The following is a 21,203-nucleotide window of genomic DNA, read 5'->3' as shown; positions in this document are numbered from 1 at the left end:
AAGCGTGTTGTGGTGTCGTTCCCGGCGACGCTTCTGCTGGCGTCGCGCGGGCGATCGCTCCCATGGGGCGCCCAGCCGGGCGCAACCCGAAAAAAAAGGCCGCTGGTATCAGCGGCCTTGAGAAGACGTCGAATAGGAGCAATCAAAGTTCGGCGTCGGGAAGTCTTGCCAGTGTATTTCCGGACACTGGAAACCGGCTGGAACGCAGTCGGACTCTTCTATTGAAAGTCTCTTCGACTCATCGGGCTTTAGGCTTTCCACGTCCCGCTCTTGCATGGCGAGATCGATGAAGACAGAACGAATATCGTCGACAGCCAGCGACAATTATCCATTGAGCTGGCGCGATTATATTTTTTTGCCACTATCGGAAAAACCCGATATCCAACGAAAGTCTTTTACATATTCTGCAAGAATTGTCCGAACGGTCAGGAAGGCAAAAAAAAACGCCGCATATCATATGCGGCGCAAGGACAGGGTACCCAGGCTCACGCTTCCCGAGTACCCGGGGGAAGCCATGGCGCGGCTGGCGCCATGCGCTAGATCAGGAGTCGCTGCGGGCCCCGGCCTGCGCGGCGGAGGCGGAAAGTTCCTGCTGGTGCTCGATGGCCTGCTGGTTGGCGTCGACCATGCGGTTGGTCATCAGCGAAGACTCTTCGGCGAAACCGGCCTGGGAAAATGCGAGGGAAAACAAACTGAGTATGGCGGCAGCAAGGATCTGACGATTCATGGCGGGTCTCCGATGACACCCTGTTCACTTGGGACAGGCGCCATATTAGTTAACCGCCATGCTCGGAAAAATAGCCAAACAGACGAGAGAGTATTACCTCAATAACAACAATCCTTCACTGTGCCCAGTAACTTGAACTTTGCATGGTAGTTTCGTCGCGGGCGAATGCCTGGGGAAGTTCCTGTTGCAACAGATCGACCCAGGTGCGGATCTTCGCGTCCAGGTAACGCCGCGAGGGATACAGCGCATAGATGGTCCGCTGGTGCATGGCATGGCCGGGCAACACCCGTAGCAGCTCGCCGTTGCGCAGCGCCGCGGCCGCCACGTAGCTGGGCAGCAGGGCGATGCCGAGGTCGGCCTTGGCCGCCTGGGCCATGACCTCGGCGACATTGACCATGAAGGTGTTCTGCGGGCTGACGGTGCGCTCGCCCTGCTCGTCGGCGAAAATCCAGCCCTCCGGGTAGGCCGGGTCCTGCAGGCGCAGGCAGACGTGGCGCTCCAGGTCGTCCACCGAGCGTGGCACGCCGTGCTGCTGCAGGTAGCCGGGACTGGCGCAGAGCACGCTGTGGATGCTGCCCAGGCGCTGGGCGACGAACTCCGAGTCGGGCAACTGGCGCTCGCCGGTGATCAGCACATCCTGGCCTTCCTCGAGCATGTCCGGGTTGCGCTGGGACAGGGTCAGCTCGATCACCACGTCGGGGAACAGTGCGCCGTAGCGGGCGATCATCGGCACCAGGTGATGCTGGCCCATGCCCATCAGCGACTGCACGCGCAAGCGGCCGCAGGGGCGGATGTGCGCGCCGGCGGCTTCGGCCTCGGCGACCTCGATGTCCTCGAGGATCCCGCGGCACCGCTCCAGGTAGCGCTCGCCGGCCTCGGTCAGGGCCAGGCGCCGGGTGGTGCGGTGCAGCAGGCGCGTCTGCAGGTGCGCCTCCAGGTCGGAGATCAGCCGCGATACCTGCGCGGTGGACAGGTCCAGGGCCTGGGCGGCGGAAGTGAAGCTGCCGCTGTCCACCACCCTGGCGAACACGCGCATGCCTTGCAATGTGTCCACTATTACCTCGGTTGCAAAACAGATTCGTAAATTGGTCGGATTTTCCCTGACGCCGGGCTGCCTATACTGGCCGCCGTCGCCGTAGCAACGCCGGGCATACCCTGCCCGGCGTCGGGGCGGATGGCCCACCCGCCGTCCGCTCTCCTTCCCCCCGCACAGACTCTGCTACGGCGGCGCCCCCTTCCCCTTACGCCGCGCTCAGCGTCCCGGTTCCGGAATCCGGTACCAGGCGACGTACAGCGCCGGCAGGAAGATCAGCGTGAGCAACGTGGCGGCGACGATGCCGCCGATCATCGCATAGGCCATCGGCCCCCAGAACACTTCGCGGGCGATGGGGATCATCCCCAGGCTGGCCGCCGCCGCCGTCAGCAGGATCGGCCGGGTGCGGTGGTGGGTGGCTTCCAGCACGGCTTCCCAGGGCGTCTTGCCGTCTTTCTCGAAGGCATCGATCTGGGTCACCAGGATCACCGAGTTGCGGATGATGATGCCGATCAGCGCGAGAATCCCGAGGATCGCCACGAAGCCCATCGGCGTGCCGGTCGGCAGCAACGCCGCGACCACCCCGATCAGCCCCAGCGGCGCGACGCTGGCCACCAGGAACAGCGTCTGCACGCTCTGCAACTGGATCATCAGGAAGGTCGCCATGAGGAACAGCATCAGCGGCACCACCTTGGCGATCGGGCCCTCGGCCTTGCCGCTCTCCTCCACCGTGCCGCCCACTTCGATCCGGTAGTTCGCCGGCAGGCCGTCGGCGAAGCGCTTGACCTCCGGCGCCAGCCGGGCGACCAGGTCGGTGGGCTGGATCTCGCCGCGCAGCGACGCCTTCACCGTGATCGTCGGCTTGCGGTCGCGGCGCCACACCAGCGGCTGCTCCAGCTCGTAGCTGACCTTGGCGAACGCCTTGAGCGGGATCGAGGTGCCGCTGGGCGTGACGATCTGCAGGCTCTCCAGGGTCTCCAGCGAGCCGCGCTCGCTATCCTCGGCGCGGCCGATGACGTTCACCAGGTAGATGTCGTCGCGCACCTGGGTCACCGCGCTGCCGGTCACCACGCTGTTCATGATCTGCGCCACGTCCTCGGAGGAAAGCCCGAGCTGGCGCGCCTTGTCCTGGGCGATGTCGATCTTGAGCATCTTCCCGGGCTCGTTCCAGTCGTAGACGATATCGCCGATGTTCGGGTTGCCGTCGAGCACGCCGGCCAGGCCCATGGCGTACTCGCGGACCTTGTCGATCTGCGGTCCGCTGACCCGGTACTGGATCGGCCGTCCCACCGGCGGCCCCATCTCCAGCGGCTGCACGTAGGTGCTGATGCCGACGTAGTCCTTGCGCAAGCGATCGCGCAGGCGTGCGGCGACGCGCTCGCGGGCCTCCAGGTCCTTGGTGACGATCACCAGCTGGCCATAGAAGTTGTTCTGCAACTGCTGGTCCAGCGGCAGGTAGAAGCGGATCGCGCCTTCGCCGACGTAGGCGCTCCAGTGGTCGATGTCCTCGTCGTCCTTCAGCGTCGCTTCCAGGCGGTCCATCACCGCCCTGGTCTCGTGGATGCTGCTGTTCTGCGGCAGGTTGAGGTCGACCAGCAGTTCCGGACGGTCGGAAGACGGGAAGAACTGGTGCTGGACGAACTTCATCAGGAACAGCGACACGCCGAACAGCAGCGCGGTGAGGAAGATGGTCGTCCAGCGCCGGCGCATCGCCAGGTGCAGCAGGCTGTCGAAACGCTCGGCGATGCGGCCCTTCTTCTGCTCCGACTTGTGCTTGAGAGTCTTCGGCAGGATGTGCACGGCGATCACCGGGGCGAACAGCACCGCGACGATCCACGACAGCAGCAGGGCCACGGCGATCACTGCGAACAGGGTGAAGGTGTACTCGCCGGCGGAGCTGGCGTTGAGCCCGATGGGTACGAAGCCGGCCACCGTCACCAGGGTCCCGGTGAGCATCGGGAAGGCCGTCGAGGTGTAGGCGTAGGTCGCCGAGTCGTGTAGCGAGTCGCCCAGTTCGAGGCGCGTGATCATCATCTCCACGGTGATCATGGCATCGTCCACCAGCAGGCCGAGGGCGATGATCAGCGCGCCGAGGGAAACCCGCTGCATGGTGATGTCGGTGTATTCCATGAACACGAAGACCATCGCCAGCACCAGCGGGATCGAGCAGGCCACCACCAGCCCGGCGCGCAGGCCGAGGCTGACGAAGCTGACGATGAGGACGATCACCACCGCCTCGAACAGCGCCCGGGTGAAACCGCCGACCGCCTTCTTCACCACCTGGGCCTGGTTCGACACCTGGTGCACGCCGACGCCAACCGGCAGTTCGCCGGTGATCTCCTGCATGCGCGCATTGAGCGCCTCGCCGAACTCGAGGATATTGCCGCCCTCCTTCATCGCCACCGCCAGGCCGATGGCCGGCTCGCCCTTGTAGCGGAACAGCGAGGTCGGCGGGTCGACGAAATCGCGGCTGATGCTGGCCAGGTCGGACAGCCGGTAGAAACGATCGTTGACCCGCAGGTTGACCGCCTGCAGGTCCTTTTCCGAACGGAAGTTGCCGGAGGTGCGCACCGAGATGCGCTCGGGGCCGGCCTCGACCACGCCGGACGGGGTCACCGCGTTCTGCGCCTGCAGGCTCTGCACGACCTGGCGCTGGTCGAGACCGAGGGCGGCCAGCTTGCGGGTAGAGAAGTTGAGGTAGATGACCTCGTTCTGCGCACCGATCATCTGCACCTTGCCCAGGTCTTTCACCGAGCGGATGTCCAGGCGCACCTTCTCCACGTAGTCGCGCAGCTGGCGGAAGTCCAGGCCATCGGCGGTGAAGGCGTAGACGCTGCCGAACACGTCGCCGAACTCGTCGTTGAAACCCGGTCCCTGGATGCCCTGGGGGAATTCGCCCTGGATGTCGGATATCTTCTTGCGCACCTGGTACCAGATATCCGGGATGTCGCCGGCCTTGGTGGTGTCCTTGAGGTAGACGAAGACCGTCGATTCGCCGGGTCGCGTGTAGCTCTTCACGTAATCCAGCGAGTCCAGCTCCTCGAGCTTCTTCTCGATGCGGTCGGTGACCTGCTCCAGGGTGTCGTCCACCGTGGCGCCCGGCCAGCGGGTCTGGATGACCATGGTCTTGATGGCGAACGAGGGATCCTCCTCGCGCCCCAGGTTGAGGTAGGAGAACACGCCCATCACCAGCGATACCGCCATCAGGTACCAGACCAGGGACTGGTGGCGCAGGGCCCAGTCCGACAGGTTGAAACCGCCCTTCATCGCGCATCCTCGTCGAGTTTGATCTTCTGGCCGGGCTTGAGGCTGTTGACTCCGGCGCGGACCACCCGGTCGCCGTCGGCCAGGCCCTGTCCGATCACCACCTGGCGTTCGTCGCGGCTGAGCACCTGTACCTCGCGCAGGGCCACGCTGGACTGTTTCCCATCGACGACCCAGACCTGGGTCTTGCCGTCGCGCTCCAGCAGCACGCTGGCCGGCAGCACGCTGCGCACGCTACCGGCGCTGCTCAGCTGGACCTGGATGGTCGAACCGAGGCGAAACGCCTCCGGCGTCTGCGCCAGGCTCAGGCGCACGCGACGGGTGCGGGTCGAGGCGTCGGCCTGCGGACCCAGCTCGCGGATGCTGCCGGTGGTCCTGGCCTGCGGGTCGAGCTGGGCGCTGACCAGGAAGCGCGCGTCGGCCGGCAGGCTCTCGGCGACCTCGGTGGGCAGGTCGAAGACTGCCTCGCGCACTTCGGGCCGGGCCAGGGTGACCACCGCCTGGCCGGCGCTGACCACTTGCCCGGCCTCGGCGTGCCAGGTGGTGATGACGCCGTCGAAATCGGTCACCAGGCGCGTGTAGGAAAGCTGGTCCCTGGCCTGCTGCACCGCCGCTTTGGCCTGGTCGAAGCTGGCCTGGCTGGTCTTCAGGCGGGTCCGCGCATCGTCCAGGCGCGCCTGGGCGGTGACGCTGCGGGCGAACAGTTCTTCCTGGCGCCGGGCATTGGCCTGGGCGTCGATCAACTGTGCCTCGGCGCTGGCCAGGTCGCCCTGGCTGGCGCGCAACTGGTTCTGCTGGTCGGTGGGGTCGAGGGTCGCCAGCAGCGCGCCCTTGCCGACGAAGTCACCGACGTCGAACAGGCGCGAGGCGATCCGTCCGTTGGTGCGGAAGCCGAGCACGCTCTCGTAGCGCGCCTGGATGCTCCCGGCGAAGCGACCGAGGTCGTCGTTCTTCAGGGTCTTCACGGTCACCGTCAGCACCGGCCGCGGCGGTGCCGGCGGCGGCTCGTCGCCGCAGCCGGAGAGGAGCAGGGCGAAGCCGAACAGGCCGGCGAGGGAAAACGGCTTCATGGCTGGCCTCCGCCCACGGCGTCGCGGCTGGCGGTGCTCTGGGTCGGCTGCGGCGGCTGGGCCACCTCGACCACCTGGCCCGGATGGAGCAGTTGACCGCCCACCGTGACCACCGTCTGGCCCGCCTCCAGGCCACCGTCGATGACCACCTTCTCGCTGGCGTAGCGTGCCACCCGCACCGGTTGCAGACGCGCCTTGCCTTGCTGGTCGAGCAACCAGACCGCCGGCTGCTCGCCGACCTTGGACAGCGCCGACCAGGGCAGCACCACGCTGTGCTCGGCCGGCGCGGCGACGCTGGCGTTGACCACGCTGCCGAGGCTCATTTCCGCCGGCACCGAGTCTAGGCCGACCTTGACCTTCAGCGTACCGCTGCGCTCGTCCACCGTCGGGGTGATCTCGCGGACCTTGCCGCTGGCGGTGACTTCCGGCTTGCCGAGCAGGCTGACGGTGATCCGCTGGCCGTCGACATCGTGGCTGAACAACGACTCGTAGACGTTGAACACCGCGTCGCGCTCGCCGTCGCGGGCCAGAGTGAAGATCGGCACGGTGGCCTGCACCACCTGGCCGACCTCGGCCTGGCGGGCAGTGATGACCCCGGCGTCGGAGGCACGCAGCTCGGTATAGGAAAGCAGGTCGCGGGCGTTGGCCAACTGCGCCTGGGCGGCCTTCAGCGAACTCTGCGCGCTGCGCACCGAGGCCAGCGCCTGGTCGTACTCGCTCTGGCTGGTGTAGCCCTTGGGCAGCAGCGCCTTCTGCCGCTGGTAGTTGAGGTCGGCGAGCTTCGACTGCGCCTGCTGCGCGGCGACCGCCGCCTGGGCGTTCTCCACGTTGCTGCGCTGGTCCTGCGGGTCGAGCCGCGCCAGCACCTGGCCAGCCGCGACGTGGTCGCCGACATCGACCAGGCGCTCGACGATCTTGCCGCCGACACGGAACGACTGGTCGGCCTGTACCCGTGCCTGGATGTCGCCGGTGATCGAGGTGGCCGAGGCGAACTCGGCCATCTTCACCGTCTGCGCCAGCACACGGACGTGTTCCTCGGCGGGCGGCTCGGCGCCGCAACCGACAAGCAGGCCGGCGCACAGGATGGCGGGCAGCGCCATCCGCGACCAGCGACCTTTGGAATGAAAAGCGCCTCTGGCGTCTGACATGCCTTCCCCTTCGCGATCCATACAGATACCGGCCGATCCGGCCGGAAACTCCCAGAATTGGCAGGGATTCTAGCCGCGTCCCCAAGGATTGCGACTATCAGATGGAAGCGGGGGTTCCTTTTCCAAACTTGTGGAGGGGATCGCCTCCGGCGTCAGGTGAACAGGCGCGCGCTCAGCTCGCGGCTGGCCTCCAGCAGCAACGGCAGGAAACGGCTTTCCAGTTCGGCGCGGGAGACCCGCCCGGCATGGGTGCCGACGTTCAGCGCGGCGAGCACATGGCCGGCGGAGTCGCGTACCGGCACCGCCAGCGAGCGCAGGCCGACTTCCAGCTCCTGGTCGACGATGCACCAGCCCTGGCGACGAATCTCCACCAGGCACGGCAGCAGGGTCTCGGGGGTATACAGGGTACGGCTGGTCTTGGCCTGCATCTCCACTCCGCCGAAGTAGGCGTGCAGCGCGTCGTCGTCCAGCGCGGCGAGGAGGATGCGGCCCATCGAGGTGCAATAGGCGGGCAGCCGGCTGCCGACGTTGAGGTCCACCGAAATCAGCCGCTGGGGAGTGGCCGAACGGGCGATGTAGAGCACGTCGTCGCCCTCCAGGGTGGCCATCGAACAGGCTTCGTGGAGCTGTTCGCTGAGGCGGTCGAGGATCGGCTGCGCAGTGATCGCCAGCGGCGTCGACGACAGGTAGGCGTGGCCGAGGGTGAGCACCTTCGGCAACAGCGAGTAGGTGCGCCCGTCGGTGGTGGCGTAGCCAAGCTGCATCAGCGTGTGCAGGCAGCGACGCACGGCGGCGCGGGGTATCTCGGTGCGGTGGCTGATCTGGGCGATGGTCAGGTGCCGCTTGCGCTCCTGGAACGCATGGATCACCGCCAGGCCACGGGCCAGCGAGGTCATGAAGTTGGGATCGCCGGTGAAGGCCTCGATGCGCTTGGCTGGCGAAAGGACGGTCGGCGGCGCCAGGGTGGCGGGGTGTTCCGGGAGTTCGCTCATGGACGTTCGGGCTCGGGTCACGGAAAGGCTCGCCGATTATCGGACACTCGTTCGATCATCGCAATTGACCGGAGCGCCTCCGACTGTAGTACTGTCGGGGCTACCCATCGCCCTCCGGGAGTAATGTCAGGTACCCATCGGCGGGTTCTGGGTACGCCCTTGCCGCTCCGGCAAGGGCGCCCTTCCTTCCCGCGCGTCCCGCGCGATCGATGCGCCTAGAAGTCGAAGAACACCGTCTCGTTGTCGCCCTGGATGCGGATGTCGAAACGGTAGGCGAGCTGTCCGTCCACTTCGCAGCGCCGCGCGAGCAGGGTGTCGCGACGCGGCGCCTGCTCGATCAGGTTGAGCACCGGACAGGCGGCGTTGGCCTCGGCCTCGTCATCGAAGTACAGCCGGGTCTGCAAGTGGATGTTGATGCCGCGGGCGAACAGCAAGACGTTGATGTGCGGCGCCATCGGCACGCCCTGGGCGTTACGCACCACCCCCGGCTTGACCGTGTGCAGGGTCCACTCGCCGGCATCGAAGGTGGTGGCGGTGCGGCCGAAGCTGTTGAACGGTCGCTCCGGATCGTAGCGCTCCTGGTAGCGGCCTTCGCTGTCGGCCTGCCAGAACTCCAGGAACGAGTCGCGCACCAGGTGGCCGTTGCCGTCGTAGACGTGGCCGAGCAGGAGGATGTGCTGGCCCGGCGCGTCTTCGCGGGCCATGCGGTTCCAGATCTCCAGGTCACGGGTCGGGTTGCCGGCGGCGGCCAGCGCCAGGCCGATGTGGACATAGGGACCGGCGGTCTGGGAAGGGGTTTCCCGCAGCAGTTCGTGGCTCATGGTCGGCTCCTCAGGCGTTCTCGAAGAAGGTCTTGCGCTGCCCGCGCAGGACGATGTCGAAGCGGTAGGCCAGGCAATCCATCGGGTTGGCCATGCTCATGTCGAGCCGGCCGATCAGGCTCTGCGCCGCCTCCGGGTCGGCAAGAGTGCGGATGATCGGGCACTTGGGGATCAGTGGGTCGCCCTCGAAGTACATCTGGGTGACCAGCCGCGCGGCGATCGCCGGGCCGCTGACGGACACGTGGATGTGCGCCGGACGCCAGTCGTTGGGGCCGTTGCGCCAGGGATAGGGCCCGGGCTTGATGGTGCGGAAGTAATAGTGGCCCTCGCTGTCGGTGAGGGTCCGGCCGACGCCGCCGAAGTTCGGGTCGAGCGGCGCCAGGTAGCGGTCGTTCTTGTGCCGGTAGCGCCCGCCGGCGTTGGCCTGCCACATCTCCACCAGGGTGTGCGGGACCGGCTTGCCGTACTGGTCGAAGACCCGGCCGAACATGATGATGCGCTCGCCCTGGGGCAGGCCGCCGTGGTCGAAGTTGAGCAGCAGGTCGTTGTCGTGGCGGCCGAGCCTGAGGTGGGAGAAGTCCGGCCCGCTGGTTTCCGAGAGCGATTGCGGGATGCTCACCAGTGCCTGGCTCGGCGAGCGCGGCACGGAGGTCTTGTAGTCGGGGGTCAGGGCTTTGGGGTGCCAGTTTCGGTCACGGATGACGAAACGACGGCTTTCGGCGTCGTGCATGTCGGGCTCCTGTTATTCGCGTTATCGGTCGCCAGGCTTGTGGATTCAGGCATGGAAAACGAAGTCTTGCGCAGGAGGCGGGACGGGGACAGTGAATTATCCGGCCCTATACATAACCATTTGGTTATGCTTTATCAGTGCAACTCGGCGGCCACCTCGCGCAACACCGCGCTGAACCATTGCGCCCCCAGCGGCAACGGCAAGGCCGCGTTGTGGCACAGCCCGACCGAACCGCCCGGTTCGCGGATACCCAGGTCCAGCTCGGCCAGCTCGCCGTTGCCGACGTCCAGGCGCACGGCATCGCGCGGCGCCACCCAGATCGCCTCGCTGCGCAACACATAGCTGCGGCTGAGGGTCGGCGAGAGGGTTTCCAGGCGCTGTCCGGCGAGCGGGATGCCCCATTGCACGAACAGGCTGTCGGCGTGGCGGCGGATGGTGGTGCCGGCCAGCGGCAGCACCAGTGGGAATTCGGCCAGCCGCTGCAGGTCGCCGAGGGGCGCGGCGAGCAAGGGGTGGCCGGGACGCACCACCAGCATCATCGACTCGCTGTACAGGTGCTCGAAGGTCAGGCCCTGGATGTCCGGGCTATCGGTCATCCGCCCGACCACCAGGTCCAGCTCGCCGACCTTCAGTTGCGCCAGCAGGTAGGCGCTGGGGCCGGTGGCGACGCTGACCACCAGCGTACCGTGGCGCCGGTGCAGGCGCCGGATCACCTCGGGCACCACCAGGCTCTCCACCGTCGACAGCACGCCGACCCGCACCGTCTCGACCTGCGCCTCGTGACCGCGCAGGGTGTTCACTCCGTCGCGCAGGGCCTGCACGCAGGGGCCGGCATAGCGCAGGAAGGTCACGCCCGCCTCGGTCAGCTCGGCGCCGGCCTTGCTCCGTTCGAACAGGCGCGCGCCGAGGATTTCCTCCAGTTCCTTGAGGGTCTTGGAGATCGCCGGCTGCGACACCGCCACGGCGTCCGCCGCCTTGGCGAAGCTGCGCTGGCGGGCGACTTCGAGGAAGCAGGCGAGGTGGCGGAACTTGATGCGGTTGTCGAGGTTCATGGGGTGGCCGTGGCGGCGAGTGGTGCGGGCATGGTACCCAACGGGCAGGTTGGGGACGAGGTGGAGTGCGATGAGATCGCGCCCTGGCGCTGCTCCGCGTCCCTCTCCCTGAAGGGAGAAGGCACTGGATGGAGCATCGTCGAACGGAACGATTCACCGATCCTGCGCCGGGCAGCACCGCGGCAGCCCTTCTCCCTGCTTGGCCAGAGGGCGGGAGAGGCCTCCCATCGTCCAGGAGGACGCCAGGAACCCCGCCAGGAACGAGCGCCGACTCAGAACTCCACCGTCGTCGACAGCTGGAACTGCCGAGGCTCGCCCATCGCCACGTACAGGCGATTGGCACTGGACGGGTAGTAGGTGCGGTCAAACAGGTTCTTCACGTTGAGCTGGAACTTCACACCGTGTCCGCCGAAGCGGGTGTCGTAGCTGGCAAAGGCATCGGCCACGGTGTAAGACGGCAGGTCGAAGGAATTGGCCGGGTCGCCCGGGCGCTTGCCGACGTAGCGCGCGCCGCCGCCCAGGCGCAGGCGGTCGCCGCCGAAGAGCTGGCCGAGTTCGTAGACCGCCGACAGCGACGCGGTGTTGCGCGCCACGTTCTGCAGGCGCTTGCCCTCCAGGGTCGGGTCCTCGGTGACTTCCGCGGCGAGCCAGGCGTAGCTGCCGATCAGGCTCCAGCGTTCGCTGAGCTGGCCGGTGAGGTCCAGCTCCAGGCCGCGCGAGCGGACCCGGCCGGCGGCGCGCACGCTGCTGTTGCCGGCACCGTCGAGTTCGTTGACCAGCACGTTCTTCTTGCGGATGTCGAACAGCGCCAGGGTGCCGCTGAGACGCCCCGGCACATCCAGCTTGGCGCCCAGCTCCCAGGAGGTCGCCTCCTCCGGCAGGATCGCCGAATCGATGGTCTCGCCGGTGCTCAGCGGGGCGATGGTCGAGTTCGGCTTGAACGAGCGCGTGTAGCTGCCGTACAGCGAAACCTCGTCGCTCAGGCGGTAGACCAGGCCGCCGCGCGGCACCCATTTCTGCCCGTTGATATCGGTGTTGGCGTTGAACGGCCGGCCGCGCCCGGCGAGCTGGTCGTAGATCTGGTAGCGCGCGCCGCCGACCAGGATCCAGCGTTCGTCCAGGTGGATCGAGTCCTGGAAGTACAGCGAGTCGCTGCGCAGCTTGTCGGTCTGGTCGCTGTCGCCGGCGACCACCCGGGTCGACGGCACCACCTGGCCATAGACCGGGTCGAGGTAGTCGAAGCGGCTGGTCTTGCTGTCGCGCAGCAGGTCGGCGCGGAAGATCTTGCGCTTCTCGTGGTCCATGCCGAATTGCAGGTCATGTTGCATCCCGGCCAGTTGCAGCGTTCCGCTCAGGCCGAGGGTGGCGAAGCTGTCGCTGCTGACCGCGCCGTGGGTGCCGTCCATGCGCCGGGTCAGGGTGCCGTCGGCATTCACGGCCATCACCCGGGCCTGGTTGTCGTCGTAGGTCTCGCGACTGTAGCCGTAGCCGAAGTGGGCCTTCCAGGTGTCGTCGAGCTGCCGTTCGAGATCCAGGCGGGTCAGCTCGGAACGGCCCTCGGTGATGTTGAAGGGCTCGTCCAGGCGCCGGCTGCGCGGGATGTCCAGCGGGCGGTTGGTACGCGGATCGATGGCCGTGCCACGGTCGAACGGCGTGGTGAACTCGCGGTGCTCGTAGCTCAGGTTGACCGTCGTGTCCTCGCCGTACCAGGCCAGCGAGGGCGCCACCAGCGTCTCGCGACTCTTGCCGAAGTCGCGCCAGTAATCCTCGTCCTCATGATCGAGGATCATCCGGTAGGCCAGTCCGCTGTCGCCCAGCGGGCCGGTGGAGTCGAGCTGGCCGCCGCTGCCGTTGCGCCCGTGGGCGTAGGCCGAGCCACGCAGGGTCAGGGCGTTGGCTTGTTGCAGTTGTGGCTTCTTGCTCACCACGTTGACCACCCCGCCCGGGTCCTGGATGCCATAGAGCAGGGATGCTGGCCCCTTCAGCACCTCGACGTGGTCGGCGGTGGCGGTGAAATTGCGGCCCTGCACCGAGGGCATGCCGTCGCGCATGATCGAGCCGTCGCGGTTGTCGCCGAAGCCGCGCTTCATCACCGCGTCCTGGGTACCGCCGAGGGTGTTGGCCTGGGTGATGCCGCTGATGTTGCCCAGCGCGTCGTCAAGGTTGCGCGGGCGCTGGTCCTGCAGCGCCTGTGCCGGGACCACGCTGATCGCCTGGGGGATTTCCAGTAGCGGCGCATCGCCGCGGCTGATCGAGGCGTTGGCCGCCGGCCGGTAGCCCTGCGCCGGGGCGGCGGCGGAGACCGTCGTGGCATCGAGGACGAGCGCGCCGCTGGCGGGGATCGGTTCCAGGGTCAGGGTGCGCTCGTCGATCCGCCGCGCGCGCAGGCCGCTGCCCTGCAGCAGGCGTTGCAGCGCCTCCTCCGCGTCCAGCGAACCGTGCAATGCCGGAGCGGTCGCCTGCGGCGGCAGCTCGGCGGTGTAGAGCAGCGTCTGCCCGCTGGCCCGGCTGAACGCGTTGAGCGCCTGGGCCAGCGGCGCGGCAGCCTGGCTGAAGCGGTAGCGAACCGCCTCGGCGGCCTGCACGGTGGCGGCGAGACAGCCGAGGCTGAGGAACAGGGCGGGGAGAGTACGCAGGGCGAAGCGCGGGAACGGGGTCATGGGTTGCTCGTGTCGGTCGCTTTTCTAATGCGAATCAATCGCGGTCATGAGCACTACACGAAGCGGCGCCGGATTTACCTCACCCCGCAGGGCAAAAAAATTCTTCGCCGGGAAAGATTCCTGCGGCCAAACGGACCGGGGCCACCGTCAGCGAATCACCACCAGGCGTCCGAACAGGATCTGCTGGCGATAGCCGAGCACCGCCTGCAGCGACTTCAGCGCGGCTTCGGGATCATCGCTGCGGAAGCTGCCGCTGACCGGCTGGCGACCGAGCGCGTCGTCGAGCAGGAGAATGCGTCCGGGGTAGTAGCGAGCGAGTTCGTCGAGCACTTCCGCCAGCGGCCGCCGGTAGAAGCTCAGCCAACCCTGGCGCCAGGCCAGCGCGGCGGCGGCGTCGATGGCCACGGGCCGGCCCAGCTTGCCGTCGGCGAAGCCGACCTGCTGGCCGGCGCCCAGCACTTCCTCGGCGGCGCCCGCACCGGTGCCGGCGCTCACCGCGACCCGCCCTTGCAACACGGTGACGCGGGTCGCCCCGGCGCCGCGACGGACCTCGAACTCGGTGCCCAGCACCCGCGCCCGGCCTTCGCCGGCCTCGACCACGAATGGCAGCGTGTCGCGCTTCACCCGCAACGCCGCGGCGCCGCGCAGCAGTTCGACCCGCCGCTGGCCGCCGTCGATACGCACGCGCACCGCGCTGCCGGCGTCCAGGCTCAGGTAGGAGCCATCGGCCAGCTTCCATTCGGCGACCTGTCCCGGCGCGGCGACATAGTCGGCACGCCAGTCCTGCAGCCAGTCGCCGGGCTGCCACCAGCCGCCCAGCCAGAGCATCGCCAGCAGGCAGGCGACGCTGGCCAGCGGGTAGGCCCAGCGCCGCGGGTTGCGCGACGCTCGGCGCGGCCGCAGGTAGGCTTCCAGGGCATCGGCCTCTTCGATGGCCAGGCGGCTCGCCGGTATTTCCGTCAGGCGCCAGAGCGCCTCGGCGCGGGCATAGGCCTCGGCATGCGCCGGCCGCTGCGCCAGCCAGTCCTCGAAGGCCCGCCGGGTCGCCGCATCCGGCGTACCGCGCAGGCGCACCAGCCAGGCCTGTGCGGTCTGCTCGAGGACGGGCTCGTAGGGCGCGGCGTCGCTATCGGGTCGGGTCATGGCTGGGCGCTCCTTGCCTGCTCGCCGGCCGGGCCGGCCAGGCTCGCCTTGCAGGCGTCGAGGGCGCGCATCATATGTTTTTCCACGGCGCTTTGGGAAAGCTGCATGGCCTGGGCGATCTCCGCGTAGGTGCGGCCGTGGATGCGATTGAGCAGGAAAATCCGCCGGGTGCGCTCGGGCAGGCCGCGCAAGGCGGCCTCGACCCGGCGCCACTGGTCGCCGGCCTCGAGCGCCTGCTCGGGACCGACCGGCTCGCCCTGGCGCTGCTCCGGCAGCCAGTCGTCCAGTTGCCGTTGCCGCGATCCTTCGCCACGCAAGTGGTCGATGGCCAGGTTGCGCGCGCTGCGCAGGAGGTAGCTGCCAAGCTCCTCCACCGGGGCGGCCGGGCGCCGCCAGAAGCGCAGGAACAGCTCCTGGACCAGGTCGGCGGCGGTCGCTCGGCAGCCGACCCAGCGGCTGACCAGGCTTTCCATGCGCTGGCGCTGGGCCAGGAAGGCCTTGAGCAGATCCGCGCGGCGCGCCGCCTCGCCGTCTGCCGGCAAGGCATCCGGGCGCGGGCCGGGAGGTAGGTCGCGGTCGGGCATCGGTGAGGACGGCTGCACGAAAGCCGGCGCCGGGGCGGCGCCATGGGAATGCTGAGCAGGCCCGCAAATGATAATGCTTATCATCAATACCGAGAAGCCGGCGACGACGAAACGCCTTGCGGGTCGCGCGCCGGGCTACCCGGCACGCCGCCCCTCACTTCACCAGGCGCGCATCCAGGCTGTTCTGCGCCAGGCGCCTGGCCTGCTCCTCGGTCATTCCCAGGCTCTGCTGCAAGGCATGGAAGTTCTCGGTGACATAGCCGCCGAAGTAGGCCGGGTCATCGGAGTTCACCGTCACCTTCACGCCGCGTTCGAGCATGTCGAGGATGGTGTGCTGGCTCATGTCGTCGAACACGCAGAGCTTGGTGTTGGACAGCGGGCAGACGGTCAGCGGGATCTGTTCGTCGATCAGCCGCCGCATCAGCCGCTCGTCCTCGAAGGCGCGTACGCCGTGGTCGATGCGCTCGACCTTGAGCAGGTCGAGGGCTTCCCATATGTACTCGGGCGGCCCCTCCTCGCCGGCATGGGCGACGGTGAGGAAGCCTTCGCTGCGGGCCCGGTCGAAGACCCGCTGGAACTTGCTCGGCGGATGCCCTACTTCCGAGCTGTCGAGGCCGACGGCGATGAAGGCGTCGCGGAACGGCAGCGCCTGGTCGAGGGTTTTCTGCGCCTGTTCCTCGCTGAGGTGGCGGAGGAAGCTGAGGATCAGCCCATGGCGGATGCCCAGCAGCTTCTCGCCGTCCCGTAGCGCGGCGCGGATGCCGGCGAGCACCACCTCGAAGGGAATGCCGCGATCGGTGTGGGTCTGCGGGTCGAAGAACGGCTCGACGTGGACGACGTTCTGCGCCTTGCACTTCTGCAGGTAGGCCCAGGTCAGGTCGTAGAAGTCCTGCTCGGTGCGCAGCACGTCGGCACCGGCGTAGTAGAGGTCGAGGAATTCCTGCAGGTTGTTGAAGGCGTAGGCCTTGCGCAGGGTCTCGACGTCGTTCCAGGGCAGGGCGATGCGGTTGCGCTCGGCGAGGGCGAACAGCAGCTCCGGCTCCAGGGTACCTTCCAGGTGCAGGTGCAGTTCGGCCTTGGGCAAGGCGTTGAGCCATTCGTACATGGGGTGGGTTCTCGATCAGGCTGGTCTTGGCCGGCAAGTTTAACCTGTCCCGGGAGTCAGGCCCGCGGCAAACCCACGAGCCGCTCCCGCGCGCGACGGGCGGCTCAGGCCGTTTCGCCGCGCCGATAGGCATAGGTCTGCGCGAAGCGCGAGGTCAGCCAATCGCCACAGGTGGTCGGCGGATACTTCGGCGGGTTGTCCGCGTCGAAGCAGCCCGGCAGGCAGCGGATCTCGGTGTCCATGTGCGGTTCGGCGAAGAACGGCATGGAGTAGCGGTGCACCCCGCGCGGGCTGATCACCCGGTGCGGGGTCGAGCGGTAACGGTCGTTGCTCCAGCGCGCCATCATGTCGCCGATGTTGACCACGAAGGTGCCGTCGATGGGCGGCGCGTCGATCCATTCGCCCTGGCGGTTCTGCACTTGCAGGCCACCGGCGGCGTCCTGGTAGAGCAGGGTCACGCAGCCGTAGTCGGTGTGCGCGCCGGCGCCGGGCTGGTCGGCGCTCTGCCGGGCCGAGGCCGGCGGATAGTGGATCAGGCGGAACACGCTGACCGGCTGCTCGAAGCGGCGATCGAAGAAGTCCTCCTCGATCCCCAGGGCGATGGCCAGGGCGCGCAGCACGGTACGGGCCAGCGCCAGCATGTCGGCATAGTGTCCTTCCAGCAGGGCCTCCCAGCCGGGCAGGTCGGGGTGTCGGTTGGGCCCGTAGAAGGATTTGCCGGCGCGCACGTCGGGATGCTCCGCCGGCAGGTGCAGGGCCATGTCGAAGGTCTCCTTGAAGTCGCTGGGCAACGCCGGGTCGAGCTGCTCGGTGGCGATCGCGCCATAGCCGCGATGATTGCGGCTACGGGTGATATCGATCTTCAGCTTCTCTTCGACGGGCAGCGCGAAGAACTCCCGCGCCGCCGCCAGCAGGGCTTCGAAGCGCGCGGCCGGCAACGGGTGTCCGGCGATGTAGAAGAAGCCCCACTCGCGGCAGGCCTGGTCGATCCGCCGCGCCACGTCGTTCCAGGCGCCACGGTCGGCGCCGTAGAGCGGGGCGATGTCGATGATGGGTAGACGGTCCAATCGCGCTCTCCTCGATGGGTCCTGTACGGAAAGTGCCTGCGCTCGGCGACTTTTTCCATACAAGGCCAGGGCTCACTTCGGCAGGTCGGCCTTGATGCCTTCCACGTAATAGTTCATCGACGCCAGGTCGGCATTGGTCGCGCTGACGCCGGCGGCGAAACGCTCCTTGCCGGACTGGTCGCGGATCGGCCCGGTGAAGGGGTGGAAGGCTCCGCTGCGGATCGACTCGATCAGCCTGCCCGCCTCTTCCCGCACCGGCGCCGGCAGCACCTCCTGGTTCAGCGGCAGGACCACCGTACTCTCGGCCAGGCCACCCCAGAAGTCCTCGGATTTCCAGGTGCCGTCCATCACCGCCTGGGCCGAGCGGATATAGTGCGGGCCCCAGTCGTTGACGATCGAGGTGAGCACGGTCTTCGGACCGAAGTGCTGCATGTCCGAGGCGTAGCCCACGGCGTACACCCCGCGACGCTCGGCGGCCTGGATCGGCGCCGGGCTATCGGTGTGCTGGAACACCACGTCGACGCCCTGGTCGATCAGCGCGTTGGCCGCGTCGGCCTCCTTGCCCGGATCGAACCAGGTGCTCACCCACATCACCTTGAGTTCGGCCTGCGGGTCGTATTTGTCCAGCGCCAGCTGGATCGCGTTGATGTCGCGGATCACCTCGGGAATCGGAAACGAGGCGATGTAGCCGATCTTGTGGCTGCGGGTCATCTTCGCCGCGAGGAAGCCGCCGACGTAGCGTCCCTCGTAGGAGCGCGACAGGTAGGTGCCGAGGTTCCTGTCGCGCTTGTAGCCGGTGGCGTGCTCGAAGGTCACCTTGGGAAACTGCCGGGCCACCTTGGCGGTAGGGTTCATGTAGCCGAAGGAGGTGGTGAAGACCAGGCCGTAGCCGTCTTTCGCCAGGTTGCGGATGACCCGCTCGGCGTCGGCGCCCTCGGCGACGTTCTCGACGAAGCTGGTCTTCACCTTGTCGCCGAAGTGCTCCACCAGTTCGCGGCGGCCCAGTTCGTGCTGGTAGGTCCAGCCGTGGTCGCCGACCGGGCCGACATAGACGAAGCCGATCTTCAGTGGTTCGGCGGCCTCGGCGGCGAGAGCGCAGGCGCCGAGGCCGAGGACGGCGGCAAGGCGGCGCAGGACGGACATGCGGGATTGCGTGCGACGGTGTTTCATGGATGGGCGTGCTCCGGTGAGTGCAGGGTTGGCCATCGGGCGTGGCTTCGCGTTCAGCCCGCCCGCCGATGCAATTACCTGACCACCCGGACAACTCCGCTCAAGCTCGCGCTTCTGCGCGCCGCGTCATGCCGGCGCGGCTGCAGGACGGTGCAGCGCGCCATCGCTTGGTGCATGCCGGCGCCGCCACGATGGCGCTACCATGGGCGCTGGCTTTCCGTAACAAGGCACGCACGCGATGACCGCGATCTACCTGGCCGGGCCGGACGTCTTCCGCCCCGACGCCGAAGCCCATGGCGAAACCCTCAAGGCGCTCTGCGCCGAGTTCGGCTTCGTCGGCCTCTACCCGCTCGACCACGCCCTGCCCGCCGACATCCGCGAGCCAGCCGCACAGGCCGCCTGGATCTACCGCGCCAATGTCGGCCTGATCGAGCGCGCCGACTGCGTGCTGGCCAACCTCGAACCGTTCCGCGGCAGCGAGCCGGACAGCGGCACCGCCTTCGAAGTGGGTTACGCCCTGGCCCTGGGCAAGCCGGTATATGCCTACCTCAGCGATGCCGGCGCCTACACCGAGCGCCTCGCCCGGCTGGCCCCGGAATGGCTCGGCGAGCACCCCGGCGAGGACCGCGACGGTTGGCAACTGGAGGGTTTCGGCCTGCCATTGAACCTGATGCTGGCGGTGCCTTCGCGGCTGGTCGCCGGCGGCCCGCGCGAGGCTCTGCGACGCCTCGCCGAGGAACTCGAGCGCGCCTGACATCGCGGGAAGGCCGTCGCCTAGCTGCTGGCAGATAGCCGCCGCCCGGCCCGTCGCTTGCCGGCCATAATCCTGGACAACAACGGCCCCATCCGGGAGGCCGGCCTGCAAGAGGCATCCGATGAACCGATCCAAGGGTTCCAGCAGCCGTCGTACCTTCCTGCGCCTGGCAGCCCTGCTGCTGCCCGCCGGCGCCCTGCTCGGCAGCCTGCCGGGTGTACGCGCCGCGGCCAGGCCGCGGAAACTCTATCTGGCCGGTCCCGATGTGTTCCGCGCCGACGCCGTCGCCCACGGCGAAGCACTCAAGGCACTGTGCGCACGCTACGGTTTCGAGGGCCTCTACCCGCTGGACAACGCGCTGCCGAAACAGCTCGCCGAGCCGCGCGAACAGGCGGCCTGGATCTACCGCGCCAACATCGGCCTGATCGAACGCGCCGACGCGGTGCTGGCCAACCTGAACTTCTTCCGCGGCGCCGAGCCGGACAGCGGCACCGCCTTCGAGGTCGGCTACGCCACCGCTCTCGGCAAGCCGGTCTATGGCTACGTCGACGACGCCGGCAGCTACGCCGAGCGGATCCGCCGGCACGCCCCGGAGCTGGTCGGCGAGGATCCGACCCGCGACCGCGACGGCATGGCCCTGGAAGAGTTCGGCCTGCCGCTCAACCTGATGCTGGCGGTGCCCGGCAGGATCGTCGTCGGCGACGCCGAGCAGGCCCTGCGCCAACTCGCCAGCCGGCGCCACGGCTGACCCGGCGCCGGCCGTACGACGAGAGACTCAGGGCAGGCGGGCGATACGCTCGGTGAGCAGGTCGAAGAACCCCTGGGCGTCGCCCTCGTTGATCCACTCGACGTTGGCCGGCTGCTTGAGGCCGCCGTACCAGTCGGCCACGGTCTGGCCGAAGGTGATGCCCTCGCGGCTGTCGACCTGCACGTTGATCCGCTTGCCCTTGAACAGCGAGGGCTTGAGCAGGTAGGCGACCACCGTGGCGTCGTGCACCGGGCCGCCCTTCAGGCCGTAGTACTTGATGTCGTACTGGACGTAGGCGTCGAGGATGTCGGCGACGGTCTTGCCGGCCTGGTTGCCGAGGTTGCGCAGCTTGGCGATGCGCTCGGGGCTGGTGAGGATCTTGTGGGTCACGTCGAGCGGCAGCATGGTGATCGGCGCCCCGCTCTTGAGCACGATTTCCGCCGCGTGGGGGTCGGCGAAGATATTGAATTCGGCGGCCGGGGTGATGTTGCCGCCGTTGAAGTGGGCGCCGCCCATGATCACGATCTCGCGGATGCCCTTGACGATGTCCGGGGCCTGGGTCAGGGCCAGCGCGAGGTTGGTCTCCGGGCCGAGCATGGCCAGGGTCACGCTCTTCTCCGGCGCCGCACGCAAGGTGCGGATCAGGTAGTCCACGGCGTTACCTTCGGCCAGCGGCTGCTTCGGCTCATGCACCTCGACGCCGCTGATGCCTTCGCTGCCGTGCACGTCGGCGGCGTAGATCGGCGTGCGCAGCAGCGGTCGCGGAGCGCCGGCGTAGACCGGGATATCCGGGCGCTTGCCCCACTCGCGGGCCAGCCGGGCGTTACGCGCGGTCTTTTCCAGCGGCACGTTGCCGGCGACGGTGGTCAGCGCCTGGATCTTCAGCTCCTTCGGCGAGGCCATGGCGAACAGCAGGGCGATCACATCGTCGGCGCCCGGATCGGTGTCGATGATCAGCGTCCGCGGCGATGGCGGCGCCACCGTTTCGGCAGCGGACAGAGGAAGGCTGGCGGGCATCAGCAGGGCGAGTCCTAGCAGAAGGCTGCAAAAGCGATTGCATGGGCGGGCGGCGCGTGACATGGGGCGGCTCCTGGTGGGGAATGCCACAGTCTAGCCAGTTGCGGGCCACGCGCCG

At 67.9% G+C, this 21,203-nt stretch carries 18 protein-coding genes; 2 read left to right on the top strand and 16 right to left on the bottom strand.

The features are described 5' to 3' along the window. Positions 1 to 541 precede the first annotated feature (541 nt). From AC1RB9_RS00835 to AC1RB9_RS00765, 15 genes are all read right to left on the bottom strand, one after another. Positions 542 to 727: a hypothetical protein gene (locus tag AC1RB9_RS00835; RefSeq protein WP_003083879.1), complete on the bottom strand. Its 186-nt coding sequence runs from the start codon at positions 725 to 727 to the stop codon at positions 542 to 544. Between the two features lie 115 nt (positions 728 to 842). Beyond that, on the bottom strand, positions 843 to 1,781 hold the full coding sequence (locus tag AC1RB9_RS00830) for a LysR family transcriptional regulator (protein WP_003121631.1): 939 nt from the start codon (positions 1,779 to 1,781) through the stop codon (positions 843 to 845). Between the two features lie 198 nt (positions 1,782 to 1,979). Next, positions 1,980 to 5,027, bottom strand: a complete 3,048-nt coding sequence (triC, locus tag AC1RB9_RS00825; protein WP_316122882.1) for a triclosan efflux RND transporter permease subunit TriC — start codon at positions 5,025 to 5,027, stop codon at positions 1,980 to 1,982. After that, the gene (gene triB, locus AC1RB9_RS00820; RefSeq protein WP_003083872.1) at positions 5,024 to 6,094 is read right to left on the bottom strand and encodes a triclosan efflux RND transporter adaptor protein TriB; all 1,071 of its coding nucleotides are present in this window, start codon (positions 6,092 to 6,094) and stop codon (positions 5,024 to 5,026) included. The genes triC and triB overlap by 4 nt, the downstream gene beginning before the upstream one ends. Further along, positions 6,091 to 7,242, bottom strand: a complete 1,152-nt coding sequence (gene triA / locus AC1RB9_RS00815; RefSeq protein WP_003118583.1) for a triclosan efflux RND transporter adaptor protein TriA — start codon at positions 7,240 to 7,242, stop codon at positions 6,091 to 6,093. The genes triB and triA overlap by 4 nt, the downstream gene beginning before the upstream one ends. Positions 7,243 to 7,394: 152 nt before the next feature. After that, a complete protein-coding gene (locus AC1RB9_RS00810; protein WP_003083866.1) occupies positions 7,395 to 8,234 on the bottom strand; it encodes an IclR family transcriptional regulator domain-containing protein in 840 nt (279 codons plus the stop codon). 215 nt (positions 8,235 to 8,449) lie between these two features. Beyond that, complete coding sequence (pcaG, locus tag AC1RB9_RS00805) at positions 8,450 to 9,055, bottom strand: protocatechuate 3,4-dioxygenase subunit alpha (RefSeq protein WP_003162960.1); 606 nt, start codon at positions 9,053 to 9,055, stop codon at positions 8,450 to 8,452. Between the two features lie 10 nt (positions 9,056 to 9,065). Then, on the bottom strand, positions 9,066 to 9,785 hold the full coding sequence (gene pcaH, locus AC1RB9_RS00800) for a protocatechuate 3,4-dioxygenase subunit beta (RefSeq protein ID WP_003102187.1): 720 nt from the start codon (positions 9,783 to 9,785) through the stop codon (positions 9,066 to 9,068). A 134-nt stretch (positions 9,786 to 9,919) separates the two neighbouring features. Continuing rightward, a complete protein-coding gene (gene pcaQ, locus AC1RB9_RS00795) occupies positions 9,920 to 10,837 on the bottom strand; it encodes a pca operon transcription factor PcaQ (protein ID WP_003162961.1) in 918 nt (305 codons plus the stop codon). Positions 10,838 to 11,109: 272 nt separating this feature from the next. After that, on the bottom strand, positions 11,110 to 13,497 hold the full coding sequence (locus AC1RB9_RS00790) for a TonB-dependent siderophore receptor (protein ID WP_003162962.1): 2,388 nt from the start codon (positions 13,495 to 13,497) through the stop codon (positions 11,110 to 11,112). 147 nt (positions 13,498 to 13,644) lie between these two features. Next, positions 13,645 to 14,640: a FecR family protein gene (locus tag AC1RB9_RS00785; protein ID WP_023085740.1), complete on the bottom strand. Its 996-nt coding sequence runs from the start codon at positions 14,638 to 14,640 to the stop codon at positions 13,645 to 13,647. Next, positions 14,637 to 15,182, bottom strand: a complete 546-nt coding sequence (locus AC1RB9_RS00780) for an RNA polymerase sigma factor (protein WP_003112642.1) — start codon at positions 15,180 to 15,182, stop codon at positions 14,637 to 14,639. The genes AC1RB9_RS00785 and AC1RB9_RS00780 overlap by 4 nt, the downstream gene beginning before the upstream one ends. A 196-nt stretch (positions 15,183 to 15,378) precedes the next feature. Continuing rightward, positions 15,379 to 16,329, bottom strand: a complete 951-nt coding sequence (locus AC1RB9_RS00775) for an adenosine deaminase (protein WP_003112641.1) — start codon at positions 16,327 to 16,329, stop codon at positions 15,379 to 15,381. Positions 16,330 to 16,433: 104 nt separating this feature from the next. After that, positions 16,434 to 17,396, bottom strand: a complete 963-nt coding sequence (locus tag AC1RB9_RS00770) for an isopenicillin N synthase family dioxygenase (protein ID WP_003112640.1) — start codon at positions 17,394 to 17,396, stop codon at positions 16,434 to 16,436. A 72-nt stretch (positions 17,397 to 17,468) separates the two neighbouring features. Continuing rightward, a complete protein-coding gene (locus AC1RB9_RS00765) occupies positions 17,469 to 18,566 on the bottom strand; it encodes a BMP family ABC transporter substrate-binding protein (RefSeq protein ID WP_003118576.1) in 1,098 nt (365 codons plus the stop codon). A gap of 238 nt (positions 18,567 to 18,804) precedes the next feature. Here AC1RB9_RS00765 and AC1RB9_RS00760 point away from each other — a divergent pair, with 238 nt between their 5' ends. Together AC1RB9_RS00760 and AC1RB9_RS00755 are read left to right on the top strand one after the other, a co-directional pair. Beyond that, the gene (locus AC1RB9_RS00760; RefSeq protein ID WP_003162250.1) at positions 18,805 to 19,320 is read left to right on the top strand and encodes a nucleoside 2-deoxyribosyltransferase; all 516 of its coding nucleotides are present in this window, start codon (positions 18,805 to 18,807) and stop codon (positions 19,318 to 19,320) included. Between the two features lie 121 nt (positions 19,321 to 19,441). After that, positions 19,442 to 20,068, top strand: coding sequence for a nucleoside 2-deoxyribosyltransferase (locus AC1RB9_RS00755; protein WP_003162251.1), 627 nt, complete (start codon positions 19,442 to 19,444; stop codon positions 20,066 to 20,068). Between the two features lie 27 nt (positions 20,069 to 20,095). On the opposite strand, the gene AC1RB9_RS00750 is transcribed toward AC1RB9_RS00755, so the two are convergent. Further along, positions 20,096 to 21,148 carry a nucleoside hydrolase gene (locus AC1RB9_RS00750; RefSeq protein ID WP_003106723.1) on the bottom strand — a complete coding sequence of 351 codons (1,053 nt, stop codon included), beginning with the start codon at positions 21,146 to 21,148 and terminating at the stop codon, positions 20,096 to 20,098. Positions 21,149 to 21,203: the final 55 nt, after the last annotated feature.

Source organism: Pseudomonas sp. 20-5 (assembly GCF_056782835.1).
The sequence above is the reverse complement of the archived record's forward strand: the minus strand, read 5'-3'. Positions and strand labels throughout refer to the sequence as shown.

Bases quoted from the DNA above. Each gene is read 5' to 3' on its own strand.
- AC1RB9_RS00835 (WP_003083879.1), bottom strand. From the start codon at position 727: ATGAATCGTCAGATCCTTGCTGCCGCCATACTCAGTTTGTTTTCCCTC.
- triC (WP_316122882.1), bottom strand. From the start codon at position 5,027: ATGAAGGGCGGTTTCAACCTGTCGGACTGGGCCCTGCGCCACCAGTCC.
- triB (WP_003083872.1), bottom strand. From the start codon at position 6,094: ATGAAGCCGTTTTCCCTCGCCGGCCTGTTCGGCTTCGCCCTGCTCCTC.
- triA (WP_003118583.1), bottom strand. From the start codon at position 7,242: ATGTCAGACGCCAGAGGCGCTTTTCATTCCAAAGGTCGCTGGTCGCGG.
- AC1RB9_RS00810 (WP_003083866.1), bottom strand. From the start codon at position 8,234: ATGAGCGAACTCCCGGAACACCCCGCCACCCTGGCGCCGCCGACCGTC.
- pcaG (WP_003162960.1), bottom strand. From the start codon at position 9,055: ATGAGCCACGAACTGCTGCGGGAAACCCCTTCCCAGACCGCCGGTCCC.
- pcaH (WP_003102187.1), bottom strand. From the start codon at position 9,785: ATGCACGACGCCGAAAGCCGTCGTTTCGTCATCCGTGACCGAAACTGG.
- pcaQ (WP_003162961.1), bottom strand. From the start codon at position 10,837: ATGAACCTCGACAACCGCATCAAGTTCCGCCACCTCGCCTGCTTCCTC.
- AC1RB9_RS00790 (WP_003162962.1), bottom strand. From the start codon at position 13,497: ATGACCCCGTTCCCGCGCTTCGCCCTGCGTACTCTCCCCGCCCTGTTC.
- AC1RB9_RS00785 (WP_023085740.1), bottom strand. From the start codon at position 14,640: ATGACCCGACCCGATAGCGACGCCGCGCCCTACGAGCCCGTCCTCGAG.
- AC1RB9_RS00775 (WP_003112641.1), bottom strand. From the start codon at position 16,329: ATGTACGAATGGCTCAACGCCTTGCCCAAGGCCGAACTGCACCTGCAC.
- AC1RB9_RS00765 (WP_003118576.1), bottom strand. From the start codon at position 18,566: ATGAAACACCGTCGCACGCAATCCCGCATGTCCGTCCTGCGCCGCCTT.
- AC1RB9_RS00760 (WP_003162250.1), top strand. From the start codon at position 18,805: ATGACCGCGATCTACCTGGCCGGGCCGGACGTCTTCCGCCCCGACGCC.
- AC1RB9_RS00755 (WP_003162251.1), top strand. From the start codon at position 19,442: ATGAACCGATCCAAGGGTTCCAGCAGCCGTCGTACCTTCCTGCGCCTG.
- AC1RB9_RS00750 (WP_003106723.1), bottom strand. From the start codon at position 21,148: ATGTCACGCGCCGCCCGCCCATGCAATCGCTTTTGCAGCCTTCTGCTA.